This window comes from Micromonospora sp. WMMD987, assembly GCF_029581435.1.
In the GTDB taxonomy this organism is placed as follows: Bacteria; Actinomycetota; Actinomycetes; order Mycobacteriales; family Micromonosporaceae; genus Micromonospora; species Micromonospora rifamycinica.
Window position 1 is genome coordinate 5,978,593 of sequence record NZ_CP120861.1, and the last position, 12,487, is coordinate 5,991,079.

Annotated in this window: 10 protein-coding genes and 2 tRNA genes; 6 read left to right on the top strand and 6 right to left on the bottom strand. The window is 74.0% G+C overall.

Translation table 11 applies throughout. The features are described 5' to 3' along the window. Positions 1 to 3: 3 nt before the first annotated feature. Complete coding sequence (locus O7612_RS25310) at positions 4 to 942, bottom strand: ribose-phosphate pyrophosphokinase (RefSeq protein ID WP_282267945.1); 939 nt, start codon at positions 940 to 942, stop codon at positions 4 to 6. A 63-nt stretch (positions 943 to 1,005) separates the two neighbouring features. Here O7612_RS25310 and glpK point away from each other — a divergent pair, with 63 nt between their 5' ends. The 5 genes from glpK (at position 1,006) to O7612_RS25335 (ending at position 8,487) form a co-directional block, all read left to right on the top strand. Then, on the top strand, positions 1,006 to 2,490 hold the full coding sequence (gene glpK, locus O7612_RS25315) for a glycerol kinase GlpK (RefSeq protein ID WP_282267948.1): 1,485 nt from the start codon (positions 1,006 to 1,008) through the stop codon (positions 2,488 to 2,490). 70 nt (positions 2,491 to 2,560) lie between these two features. Further along, on the top strand, positions 2,561 to 3,976 hold the full coding sequence (locus tag O7612_RS25320) for a hypothetical protein (RefSeq protein WP_282267951.1): 1,416 nt from the start codon (positions 2,561 to 2,563) through the stop codon (positions 3,974 to 3,976). Positions 3,977 to 4,184: 208 nt separating this feature from the next. Then, positions 4,185 to 5,756 carry a glycosyltransferase family 39 protein gene (locus O7612_RS25325; protein ID WP_282267953.1) on the top strand — a complete coding sequence of 524 codons (1,572 nt, stop codon included), beginning with the start codon at positions 4,185 to 4,187 and terminating at the stop codon, positions 5,754 to 5,756. Then, positions 5,753 to 7,492, top strand: coding sequence for a glycosyltransferase family 2 protein (locus O7612_RS25330; protein ID WP_282267955.1), 1,740 nt, complete (start codon positions 5,753 to 5,755; stop codon positions 7,490 to 7,492). Before O7612_RS25325 ends, O7612_RS25330 begins: the two co-directional genes overlap by 4 nt. Continuing rightward, positions 7,489 to 8,487 carry a glycosyl hydrolase gene (locus O7612_RS25335; RefSeq protein ID WP_282267957.1) on the top strand — a complete coding sequence of 333 codons (999 nt, stop codon included), beginning with the start codon at positions 7,489 to 7,491 and terminating at the stop codon, positions 8,485 to 8,487. Before O7612_RS25330 ends, O7612_RS25335 begins: the two co-directional genes overlap by 4 nt. On the opposite strand, the gene O7612_RS25340 is transcribed toward O7612_RS25335, so the two are convergent. Both O7612_RS25340 and O7612_RS25345 read right to left on the bottom strand, forming a co-directional pair. Continuing rightward, entirely contained in the window at positions 8,436 to 9,212 is a 777-nt protein-coding gene (locus tag O7612_RS25340) for a hypothetical protein (RefSeq protein WP_282267959.1), read from the bottom strand. The two genes, O7612_RS25335 and O7612_RS25340, sit on opposite strands and share 52 nt — an antisense overlap. Before the next feature lie 75 nt (positions 9,213 to 9,287). Continuing rightward, a complete protein-coding gene (locus tag O7612_RS25345; protein ID WP_282267961.1) occupies positions 9,288 to 10,121 on the bottom strand; it encodes a phosphoribosylaminoimidazolesuccinocarboxamide synthase in 834 nt (277 codons plus the stop codon). Positions 10,122 to 10,266: 145 nt separating this feature from the next. Here O7612_RS25345 and O7612_RS25350 point away from each other — a divergent pair, with 145 nt between their 5' ends. After that, positions 10,267 to 11,601, top strand: a complete 1,335-nt coding sequence (locus O7612_RS25350; protein ID WP_282267963.1) for an ABC transporter substrate-binding protein — start codon at positions 10,267 to 10,269, stop codon at positions 11,599 to 11,601. 70 nt (positions 11,602 to 11,671) lie between these two features. Here O7612_RS25350 and O7612_RS25355 read toward each other — a convergent pair whose 3' ends face one another. The 3 genes from O7612_RS25355 to O7612_RS25365 form a co-directional block, all read right to left on the bottom strand. Continuing rightward, a complete protein-coding gene (locus O7612_RS25355; protein WP_282274053.1) occupies positions 11,672 to 11,923 on the bottom strand; it encodes a hypothetical protein in 252 nt (83 codons plus the stop codon). A gap of 153 nt (positions 11,924 to 12,076) precedes the next feature. Continuing rightward, a tRNA-Met gene (locus O7612_RS25360) sits at positions 12,077 to 12,150 on the bottom strand. Between the two features lie 213 nt (positions 12,151 to 12,363). Further along, positions 12,364 to 12,437 (bottom strand) — tRNA-Met (locus O7612_RS25365). Between the last annotated feature and the right edge of the window lie 50 nt (positions 12,438 to 12,487).

Here is a 12,487-nt window from a genome sequence, read left to right on the forward strand (position 1 = left end):
CCGTCAGCCGAACAGGGCGCTGACCGACTCGCCGTTGTGGATCCGACGCATCGCCTCGGCCAGCGCCGGGGCCACCGAGAGCACCTCCAGCTTCGGCACCCGCTTGTCCTGCGGGATCGGCACCGTGTTGGTGCAGACGATCTCGCACACCCCGTCGGTGGCGCTGAGCCGGGCCAACGCGCCGCTGGAGAACAGGCCGTGGGTGCAGGCCAGCCGGATCGACCGGACGTTGCGCTCCCGCAGGTGGCCGATCAGCTCGATCACCGTGCTGCCCTTGGCGATCTCGTCGTCCAGCACGATCACGTCCCGGTCGTCCACCTCGCCGATCACCGTGCTGATGGTGACCCGGTCGTCGCTGAACCGCTGCTTGGCCCCGGCCGCGACCGGGGTGCCCAGCATCCGGGCGAACGCCGCCGCCTCCTTGGCGTTGCCCAGGTCCGGCGAGACCACCACCGTGTTGCCCAGGTCACGTCCCCGGAAGTGGGCGGCCAGCTCCCGCAGCGCGTGCAGGTGGTCGACCGGGACGCTGAAGAAGCCGTGCACCTGCGGCGAGTGCAGGGTCATCGCCAACACCCGCTGGGCGCCGGCCGAGGTGAGCAGGTCGGCCACCAGCCGCGCGCCGATGGAGATGCGCGGGGCGTCCTTCTTGTCCGAGCGGGCGTACGCGTAGTGCGGCAGCACCACGGTGATCCGTCCGGCCGACGCGCCCCGGGCCGCGTCGATCATGAGCAGCAGCTCGACCAGGTGCTCCTGGACCGGCGGCACCAGCGGCTGGATCAGGAAGACGTCCCGCTCCCGGCAGTTCGCCTGCAACTGCACCTCCAGGCAGTCGTTGGCGAACCGGGACACCCGCACCGGGTGCAACGGCACCCCGAGGTGGGAGCAGATCTCGGCGGCGAGGTCGGGATGGGCGGTTCCACTGAACACGGCGATGTCGCGCACGTCTGGAGATCGTACGGAGCCGCGACGGTGCTCCGGGGCGTACCCGCCGGGTACGGTGCCGGGATGACCGGAGAGTACGTCGCCGCCATCGACCAGGGCACCACCTCGTCGCGGTGCATCGTCTTCGACCGGGCCGGTGAGATCGTCGCCGTCGCCCAACGCGAGCACCGGCAGATCTTCCCCCGGCCCGGCTGGGTGGAGCACGACGCCGGGGAGATCTGGACCAACGTCGAACAGGTGGTCCGCGACGCGCTGGCCGAGGCCGGCACCGGCCCGGAAGGGCTGGCCGCCGTCGGCATCACCAACCAGCGGGAGACCACCGTGGTCTGGGACCGGGCCACCGGCCGCCCGGTCGCCAACGCCGTCGTCTGGCAGGACACCCGCACCGGCCCGCTGCTGCGCGAGCTGGCCGGGTCGTACGGCGAGGAGAAGCTGCGCGGGCGCACCGGCCTCACCCTGGCCACCTACTTCGCCGGCCCGAAACTGCGCTGGCTGCTGGACAACGTCGACGGGCTGCGCGGACGTGCCGAGCGGGGCGAGGTGCTCTTCGGGACCATGGACAGCTGGCTGATCTGGAACCTGACCGGCCGGCACGTCACCGACGTGACCAACGCCAGCCGGACCATGCTGATGAGCCTGGAAACCCTCGACTGGGACCGGGAACTGCTCGACGCGCTCCGCATCCCGGCCGCGGTGCTGCCGCAGATCCGCAGCTCGGCGGAGGTCTACGGGACCGCCCACGGGGTGCTCGCCGGGGTGCCGGTGGCCAGCGCGCTCGGCGACCAGCAGGCCGCCCTGTTCGGACAGACCTGCTTCCAGCCCGGCGAGGCGAAGTGCACCTACGGCACCGGCAGCTTCCTGCTGCTCAACACCGGCGCCAGTCCGGTGCCGTCCAGCCACGGCCTGCTGACCACGGTGGCCTACCGGATCGACGGCCAGCCGGCCGCGTACGCCCTGGAGGGGGCGATCGCGGTGACCGGCTCGCTGGTGCAGTGGCTGCGGGACAACCTCGGGCTGATCTCCTCGGCCGCCGAGATCGAGGAGCTGGCGGCCACCGTGGACGACAACGGCGGCTGCTACGTGGTGCCGGCCTTCTCGGGCCTGTTCGCGCCACACTGGCGCAGCGACGCCCGGGGGGTGATCGCCGGGCTGACCGGCTACATCACCAAGGGGCACCTGGCGCGGGCGGCGCTGGAGGCATCGGCCTGGCAGACCCGGGAGGTGGTCGACGCGATGAACGCCGACTCCGACGTGGCCCTGCGCCGGTTGCGGGTGGACGGTGGGATGACCGCGAACGGCCTGCTGATGCAGTTCCTGGCCGACGTGCTGGCGGTGCCGGTGGTCCGCTCCCGGATCACCGAGACCACCTGCCTCGGCGCGGCGTACGCGGCCGGTCTGGCGGTCGGTTTCTGGCCGGACCTGGCCACCCTGCGCGCCCAGTGGCGCTCCGACGCGCAGTGGGAGTCCCGGATGGATCCGGCCCACCGGGAGCGGGAACTGGGCCGGTGGCGCAAGGCGGTCGCCCGTACGCTCGACTGGGTCGACTGACCGCCCGGCGACCCGCCGGTCGATCGGTCCGCGCCGCTGCGACCGATACCATCGGCCGGGGGGATGCCACATGCAGACAGTCGGTCCGTACGCGCTGCACCGGAAGCTGAGTTCCTGCGAGCTGGGTGAGGTCTGGGCCGCCCGGGACACCGCCGAGAGGCCGTTCACCGTGGCCGTGCTCGCGCCGGCCGCCGCCGAGGGTGGCTGGCGGGAGGCGTTCGCCGCGGCGGCGAACACGCTGGCCCGTTCGGACGGTCTGCCGATCACCGGAGCCAACCACACCGGCCCGGTGCCCTGGGTGGCCTGCGCCGCCGGCCACGGTGGCGGTGCCGCGCACGTCTTCCTCGCCCTCGGCCAGCGGCTCACCCCGGCCGAGCAGCCGCCGCCGGCCGGGGCCGGGCAGCAGCCGGTCGGTCCGCCCGGCGCGACCGCCCCGGTGCGCCCGACGGTCGGCGCGGGGCCGGCGGCCGACCCGCCCACCCGGCGTCCCGGCAGCGGCGCGTCCCCTCCCCCGGCTGACGGCCCGGGTGCGTCGACGGCTGCCGCCCCCTCCGCCGGCACCACGGCCGCGACCGTCGCCGGCACCACGGCCACCCCCTCCGCCGGCACCACGGCCGTGAGCGGCCCTCCGGGGCCGACCTCGCCGGTGCCCGCCCCGCAACCGCCGGCGCCGCCCGGGGCGGTGCCGGTCGCGCAGCGTCCAGGCCCGCACCAGGCGGCGCCGTATCCGCATCCACCGGTCGCGGCGCGTCCCGCGCCGGCCGGAACGCCCGCCGGGTGGGTTCGCGGCCGGGGCCGTACCGGATGGTTGCCGGCGCTGGTCGCACTGGTCGCGGTGGTCGCGGCGGCCCTCGGGGCGGCCGGCGGCTTCGGCGTCGCGAGCTGGTCCGACGGCGACCGGACCAGCGTCGCCGGCACCGCCGGGCCGACCCCGGAGGCCGACCTGGGCCTGCCGGGCACCCCGCCGCGCCAGCCGGGCGTGGAACCACCGGTCGGCGGCGGCTGGCCGACCGCCGCGCCCACCTTCGCCGGCACCGACCCGACCCGGGAGATCACCGGCCTGGCCGGGGTCGACTTCAGCTTCCGGGTGCCCACCGGGTGGAGCTGCACCGAGGTCGGCCGTACCAGCGGTTCGGCGCACTACCGGTGCGGCGTCCCGGCCGCCGACGGGTCGACCATCGGTGGCGACCTGGTCGTGCGGCAGTGCCCCCGGCTCTGCACCGACGAGCGGCGCACCGCGCTGCGCCGGCAGGAAGAGGCATGGGGGTTGCAGTGGGTACGCAGTGGCGAGTTCACCACCTGGGCGGAGACCTCCCGGGTGGACGGTGCGCCCCGGTACGGCCTGGTCTACCTCTCCTACTGGCGCAGCGTGCCGGAGGACGCGATCGACCGGCAGCTGGTGCTCCGGATGACCGCGCCCCTCGACCGGGCCGACGAGGTGCGCAAGGTCGCCGCCTCCGTCAGGGAGGCCACCTTCACCATCTGAGGCGGTCCCGGAGCCGGCCCGCACCCGCTGACGCGGGGGCCGGAGCGGCCCCGGCCGACCGGTACCCTTCGCCCCGGACGCCGACGACGTTCCGGTCCGTCCCTTCCACGACCGAGCGGGGCCACGTACGCATGCTGACTGTCTCCCCCTGTCCGCCCCTCCCGGGTGCGCCGCGGACCGCGCCGGACGACGCGGTCGTCGCCGCCCGGTGACCGGGAACCCACCCGCCGGGGGTGGCGCGCGGAGCGACGCGCCGACCGCCCTGATCGTCCGCGTCCGCGACGCGCCGCCCGAGCCGGTCACCGGCTGGCAGCCCACCGAGGCCGACCGGCCGGCCCCGCCGGAGCCGCTGGACGCGCCCTGGCTGCGGCAGCTCGCCCGGCTGCTGCCGGTGGCGGTCGTCGGTGTCCTCGGCGGGACCGGGATCGGCCGGCCCGGCCTGTGGGAGGACGAACTGGCCACCTGGGGCATGGTCACCGCCGGGTTCGACGACTTCGTGGCGGTGCTGCGCAACGTCGACGCCTCCCTCGGCGCGTACTACCTGCTGCTGCGCGGCTGGGTGGCGCTGGCCGGCAGCTCCGACGTCGCGCTGCGGATCCCCTCGCTGCTGGCCATGGCGGCGGCGGCCGGGCTGGTCGCCGCGATCGGCCTGCGGATCGGTGGGCTGCGGGTCGGGCTGGTCGCCGGGGTGCTGTTCGCGGTGCTGCCGACCACCTCCCGGTACGCGCAGGAGGCCCGCCCGTACGCCTTCGCGGTGTGCGCCGCCGCGTTGGCCACCCTGCTGCTGCTCCGGCTGCTGGAACGTCCCCGGTTCGTCCGCTGTCTGGGCTACGCCGCCGCGGTGGCTCTGCTCGGGCTGCTGCACCTGGTCGGGTTGCTGCTGCTCGTCGCGCACGCGCTGATCGCCTGGCGGGGGGCGGACCGGCGGCGTGCCTTCCTCGGTTGGCTCGGCGCGGCGGCGGCCGGTGTGCTGCCCGCCCTGCCGGTGCTCTGGCTGGGTGGTCGACAGACCGGAACGCAGATCACCTGGATTCCACCGGTCACCCTGGACCGGTTGGCCGCCACCCCGGAGGCGCTGTTCGGCGGGCCGCTGCTCGCGGGCGCGGTGCTCGCCCTGGCCTTCCTCGGCATGTCGATGCGGCAGCGGTCGGCGGTGGCCACCGCCTGGCTGGTGCTGCCCACCCTCGGCCTGCTGGTCGCCGCCCGGTTCGTCCCGCTCTGGCTGCCGCGCTACCTGCTGTTCACGGTGCCGGCCTGGGTCCTGGTCGCCTCGCTGGCGCTGCGCCGCAGTTCGCTCCTGCGGGGCACCGCCGCGGTGCTGGCGGTCGGGCTGCTCGGTGTCCCGGTGCAGGTGGAGATCCGCGGTGTCACCGGCCACGGCCAGGGCACCAGCGAGATCGCCGCCGTGCTGCGGGCGCACGCGGCCCCCGGCGACACCCTGGTGTACGGCCCGTTCGACGCCGGCGACCAGCGCACCAGCCGGGACGCGGTGAACCGGTACGTCGACGAGAGCCGGCGGCCCCGGGACGTGTTGATGACCGTGCCGGCCCGCCGGCAGGGCACCCTGGGCGCGCAGGAGTGCGCCGACCGGGACGTCCCGGTGTGCCTGGGTCGCCCGGAGCGGGTGTGGATCGTCCGCAAGGGAGCGCTCGACGATCCGGTGCAGCGGATCGGGCCGGCCAAGGAGGCCGCGCTCAAGCCGTACGCCGTCGCGCGCACCTGGCGGGTCCGGGGCTTCAGCATCGGGCTGCTGGTGCGCAGACCCGAGGTGACGAAGTGAGCACCCGGGCCGGCGCGGACCGCGTCGACGAGACGACCCAGTTCCTCCGACCGGCGGTGGTGCCCACTCCCCGTGGGCCGGTGGCGACCCCGCCTCCACCGGAGACGGTCACGGCACCGGCTCCACCGGGGGCTGTCGCGGTGCCGGCTCCACGCGGGGCGGTGGCGCGGCGGGCGGTGACGCCGGCCCGCCCGGCGACCGTCGACCCGTCGCTGCCGCTGCCCCCCGACGACGACGAGAAGGCCGCCTACCGGCACCGCCGGCTGCCGGTGTTGACGACCGCCTCGTTCGTCAGCTTCGGCGGGCTGCTCGTCAGCCAGGCGCTGTTCGTCCGGATGGCCCCCTGGCTGCTCCTGCTGCTGCCGCTGTTCGGCTTCACCGTGCTCTACTACCTGATCTCGACCTGCGTGAACGTCGGTACGCCCGGGTTCGACCTGGACCGGCACCGGCGGCTGGTCCGGGACTTCCGGCCGGCCGTCCACCCGTCGGTCGACGTCTTCCTGCCGGTGTGCGGCGAGGCGACCGGGGTGCTCCGCAACACCTGGGAGCACGTCAGCCGGATGGTCGACCACTACCCGGGCCGGGTGCACGTCTACGTGCTCGACGACTCGGCGACCGACGAGCGGGAGGCGATGGCGCTCGCCTTCGGCTTCGTCTACCAGCGCCGCCCCAACCGGGGCTGGTACAAGAAGGCCGGCAACATGCGGTACGCGTACCAGCGCACGCTGGGCGAGCACATCCTGGTGCTGGACGCCGACTTCACCCCCCGGCACGACATCCTCGACGAGATGGTGCCCTACCTGGCCACCGAGCCGGATCTCGGGATCGTGCAGTCCCCGCAGTACTTCCGGGTGCACGCCGGGCAGGGCTGGCTGGAACGGGGGGCCGGCGCGGTGCAGGAGCTGTTCTACCGGGTGGTGCAGGTGTCCCGGCAGCACCACGAGGCGGCGATCTGCGTCGGGAGCTGCGCGCTCTACCGCCGGGAGGCGCTCGACGCGATCGGTGGCTCCACCCTGATCGAGCACTCGGAGGACGTCCACACCGGGTTCGACATGCGGCGGCGCGGCTGGCGGCTGCGGTACCTGCCGGTGCCGCTGGCCACCGGCCTGTGCCCGGCCGACGTCAACTCGTTCTTCACCCAGCAGTACCGCTGGTGCGCCGGCTCGATGAGCCTGCTCGGGTCGACGAAGTTCTGGAACACCCGGATGCGGCTGCGCACCCGGCTGTCGTACCTCTCCGGGTTCTGCTACTACCTGCACACGGCGCTGTTCACCTTCGTCGGGCCGCTGGTGCCGATCGTGCTGCTGGCCCGGTTCCCGCAGTCGGTGGCCCCGGCGAACTACCTGTGGATCGTGCCCAGCCTGGTCTACAACCTGGCGGTGTTCCCGCTGTGGCACCGGTGCGCGTACCGGGTGGAGGCGTGGACCGTCAAGATGATCTACGGCTGGTCGCACGCGTTCGCGATCTGGGACCTGCTGCGCGGGCAGAGCATGGGCTGGCAACCCACCGGCGGCACGGCACCCAAGAACAGGACGGCCCGGCTGTGGTGGGGGATGGCCGTCTGCACCGCGGGCAGCGGCGCGCTGTGGACCGGGCTGGCGGCCCACCGGATGATCACCGACGACCTGCTGACCTTCGCCCCCGCCTTCCTCGGCGGCACGTTCTACCTGACCGTCGCGTTGCAGGCGCTGCTGGTGCGGCCGGCGCGGGACGTCCGCCCGGAGCGTTCCCGGTGACCTCCCGCCACCTGTTCACCGTCATGACGATCTTCGTGATCGGGGTGTTCGGCTACGCCGCGCTCGCTCCCGGCCCGGTCGGCCGTCCGGCCCGGTTCGTCACCGCCCCCGGTGTCCCGGCCCCGCCCACCGGCCCACCCCCGGCGTACGACGTCGGCCCGCTGACCCGGCCGGCGGGGCGGTACCTCGGGGTGGCGTTGAACGGGGCACCGCAGGACATGAGCCGGGTCGACCGGTTCGCCGACCTGGTCGGCCGGAAACCCAACATCATCACCATCTACGAGAGCTTCGACGACGAGTTCGCCGCCGCCGAGGTCCGCAAGGTCCACCGGTACGGCGCGCTGCCGATCGTCCGCTGGGAACCGTTCACCGTGAAGCTGAAGGACATCGCCGCCGGGCGGCACGACCCGTACCTGGAGGAGTTCGCCGTCGCGGTCCGCCGGCTCAACCTGCCGGTGGCGCTCACCGTCGCGCACGAGATGAACGGCCACTGGTACTCGTGGGGCGCGCACGACAACAGGGCCAGGGACTTCGTCGCCGCCTGGCGGCACATCCACGCCGTCTTCGCCCGCGCCGACGCGACGAACGTGATCTGGGCCTGGACCCCGAACGTGGTCAACCCGGTCCCGTCGGTGAAGCTCGCCCCGCTGTATCCCGGCGACGCGTACGTGGACTGGGTCGGCATCGACGGGTACTTCACCCGGCGCGGGGAGCAGACCTTCGACGACCTGTTCGCGCCCACCATCAGGCAGGTCCGCACGTTCACCGACCGGCCGCTGCTGATCGTGGAGACCGGGGCCGAGCCGGGTGCGATGCGCCGCCGCGCGGTGGACGAACTCTTCACCGCCATGCGGAAACGACCCGACCTGCTCGGTTTCGTCTACTTCAACCAGAAGGGCTCCGGCGACTGGGTCATCGACTCGGATCGGCCGGCGCTCGCCGCCTACCGCTCCCGCGCGGCGGCCGACCCACGGACCGGTTTCCGGGTCGGCTGAGCCGGCCCGGCACCGGTGAGCAGGGTGGCGAGGCGCTTCTTCCGGCTGTTCTCGCGGACGATCCAGGCCACGTCGCCGTCGTCGACGGCGGCCAGGGCCCGGAACGCCGGCAGGCCGACCGTCGGGTCGGCGGCCACCGCGACGCTCCAGCAGTAGCCCAACGCCTGACGCAAGGCCCGGACGTCGTCGGCGCGACGCCGGTCGGCCGGCAGCGCGGCCAGGCCCGCCGTTGTCCGTTCACAGAGTGTGACGGCACGGGTGACCGCCGCCGGGGTGGTCAGCAGGCGGGGTTCGCACACCGCCGCGACGGCGGCCCGCCGGACCAGCGGGTGCGGGTCCGCGGCCCAGGCCGTGCCGAGGTCGAGCAGGCGCGGCAGGTCCGCGTCACCGAGCCGCTGCAACGCCATGGCCACCGCCTCGCGTACCCGCCAGCGGGGGTCGGTGGCGTGACCGCGCAGCCGTGTCTCGGTGCCGGTGCGCTCCCGCGCCCGGGTCTGCCCGGCCAGCAACCGGCCGAGGCCGAGCACCCCGCACAGCACCAGGTACTCGTCGTCGGTGGCGATCAGCCGATCGAACGTGGCCGGCTCGCCCTCGTCGGCGACGGCCTGGGCGAGTTCGAGGTCGGCCCGGGGCCCGGGCAGCCCCGAGTGGTCCCGCAGGAACGCCGGCCAGCGCGCCGGGCCGGCCGCCCGCAGCTCGTCCCGGTACCGCTCACGCCGGCTCACCATCGCAGCGTAGCCGCCCTGCGCCGGCCGACGGCCGCTCTCCGCCACCGTGGGGTGCTCGGGCCGGGTGAGGGATCAGGACCAGCGTTCGCCGGTCAGCCGCTCGTAGACGTCGACGTAGCGGGCCCGGGTCGCCTCGACCACCTCGGCGGGAACCTCGGGGGCGGGCGAGCGCTTGTCCCAGCCGCTGCCGGTCGCCCAGTCCCGGACGTACTGCTTGTCGTAGGAGAACTGGGTGCGGCCCGGCTGGTACGACTCGGCGGGCCAGTACCGCGACGAGTCGGAGGTGAGCACCTCGTCGCCGAGCATCAGGGTGCCGTCCGGCGTCCAGCCCAGCTCGATCTTGGTGTCGGCGACCAGGATCCCCCGGTCGGCGGCGAGTTCCGCGCCCCGCCGGTAGACGTCCAGGGTGATCTGGCGCAACCGCTCGGCGGTCGTCGCCCCCACCGTGTCCACCACCTCGGCGAAGGTCATCGGCTCGTCGTGCTGCCCCGCCGGGGCCTTGGTCGACGGGGTGAAGATCGGCTCCGGCAGGATCGACGCCTCGACCAGGCCGCGCGGCAGCGGCACGCCGGAGACCGCACCGGTGCGCTCGTACTCCTTGAGGCCGCCTCCGGTGAGGTAGCCACGGGCGACGCACTCGACGGGCACCATGTCCAGCCGACGGCAGCGGATCGCCCGCCCGGCGAACTCGGCGGGCACGTCGGTGGCCGAGACGACGTGGTGCGGCACCAGGTCGGCGAGCTGCCCGAACCACCACAGCGACAGGGCGGTGAGCAACCGGCCCTTGTCCGGGATCGGGGTGGGCAGGACCACGTCGTAGACGGAGATCCGGTCCGAGGCGACCAGGATCAGGTCGTCGCCGTCGGCGTAGACGTCCCGGACCTTGCCCGAGTGCAGAAGTTCCACGCGCCCTAGTACACCACGGGTGCCACGTCGTCCGGTGCGCCCACCCGGCGACCGGCGCACCGCGGCCCGGCCGGCCGTTGACACCCGCCCGCACCACCTGCGTGAATGATCCGGCCCCCGGCTCACCCCTCCCCAGGAGCACCCGTTGTCCGTCGCGCCTTCCCCGCTCCCCCGGCCCGGTGCCGACCCGGCCCGGCGGCAACTGCTCGGCGGGCTGCTCGGGCTGCCGGTGCTGGCCGCCGGCGGGCTCAGCGGGTGCGCCGGCGACGAGGAGGAGACGCCGGCCCGGGACGGCCCGGTGGAGCTGTCGGTCTTCTGGTACGGCGGCACCCGGCGGGCCGAGGTCACCGAACAGGCCCTGCGGCTGTACTCGGCCCGCAACCCGCTGGTCACCTTCCGGGTGACCTGGCAGGGCCAGGGCGGCTACTACGACCGGCTGGCCACCCAGGCCGGCGGCGGCAACGCGCCCGACCTGTTCCAGATCGACGACTCCGTGCTCGGCGAGTACGCCCAGCGCGGCATCGTCCTGGATCTCGGCGGGTACGTCGACGACGGTCGGATCGACCTGGACACGCTGCCACCCGGCCTGACGGACTACGGCACCATCGACGGCCGGCTCTACGGGGTACCGGCGGGGCAGACCCACGCCGCCGTGGTGTTCAACCGGGACCTGCTCCGTCGGCTCGGTGTCCCCGAACCCACCACCTCGATGACCTGGGCCGACTATCTGAGCTGGGCGGCCGGGGTGACCCGGGCCGGCAACGGCCGGGTGGCCGGCTCGATGGACCCCTCCGGGGACCACCGGGCGCTGTGGCTCTGGCTCCGCGGTTTGGGCACCCGGTTCTACCAGGGCCGCCAGTTGGGGTTCGGTTCGGCGGCCCTGCTGGACTGGTTCGAGTTCTGGGAGCGGGCGCGCAGCCAGCAGGCCACTCCGGCCGCCGCCCTGGTCGACCGGGCCGACAACGGTGAACCGGCCCGGCAGTTGGTGGTCACCGGGCACACCGCCGCGTCGTTCGCCTGGTCGCACCAGTTTCCGGAACTCCAGCGCTACTCCGACGACGAGCTGGCCATGGTGGGCTTCCCCGGCCCCCGGGCGGCCCAGTGGGACCGGGCGTCGATGTACTGGGCCGGGTTCCGCGGCACCCGGCACGCCGGGGTGGTGGCCAACGTGGTCAACTTCCTCACCGGCAGCATCGAGGTGGGCCGGATGTTCGGTACCGAGCGGGGCCTGCCGGCCAGCCTGACGGTCCGCGAGGCGGTCGTCCAGACCCTCGACGATCCGCTGGCCAAGCGGGTCGCCACCCTCGGCGAGGCGCTGAACCAGCAGGTCGGCCCGGCCCCCGCGCCACCCCCGAAGGGGCACGGCGAGGTACGCACCCTGCTCGCCGACGCGGCCCGGAGCATCCGGGCGGGACGCTCCGGGGCGCGCGCGGCGACGGCGCAGTTCATGGCCCGGGCCCAGGCGGCCCTGGCCCGGTGACGGACGGGGTGCCGGGGCCGGGCCGTCGGTCGGGTGACGGTCACCGTGTCCCCCGGCCGCAGGTGACGGGTCAGCGCGGCGGGCGGTTACGGCGGTTGCGGGTCAGCAGGACCACCAGGAGGACGATCCCGCCGACCACCACCAGGCAGCAGAGCAGCCCGAGGAAGCCGAAGCCACCACCTCTCGACCGGCGACGGGCGGCCTCCACCACCAGTTCACCGGTGCCGGTGGACGCCCAGGCGGCCACCGGCACGAAGACCGAGAGAACGACCGCGCCGAACACCGCGGCCAGCCGGCCCCACCACTTGGTCGGAGTTGACATGTTGATCCCAGTAGACATGTCCTCATCCTGACCGAGGAGCGCAAATCCGGCACCCCGAAGCACCGACGACCCACCCGCCACGGTGTCGGAAGGAGGGGACCGGTGGGAACGACGAAAAAGGCCCCGGAGAGAACTCCGGAGCCTTTTCCACAGTAGCGGGGACAGGATTTGAACCTGCGACCTCTGGGTTATGAGCCCAGCGAGCTACCGAGCTGCTCCACCCCGCGCCGGCCCGTTAAGCCTAACCCATCGCCGCGACGGAGATCAGCGGGGTCCTCGATCCGGTGTCCGCGCAGCTCAGCGTGGTGCTCGACGGTCCGGTGCCGACCAGGCCGGCCCCACGCCCGGATACCGGCAACCGGCGGGAACATCCGGAGACAGTGCCCCGGATCGGGACGACGAAAAAGGCCCCGGAGAGAACTCCGGGACCTTTTCCACAGTAGCGGGGACAGGATTTGAACCTGCGACCTCTGGGTTATGAGCCCAGCGAGCTACCGAGCTGCTCCACCCCGCGTCGGCTGATTAACCGTAGCGCACCGCCCCCCCGGCCCGCAAAACGGGGCC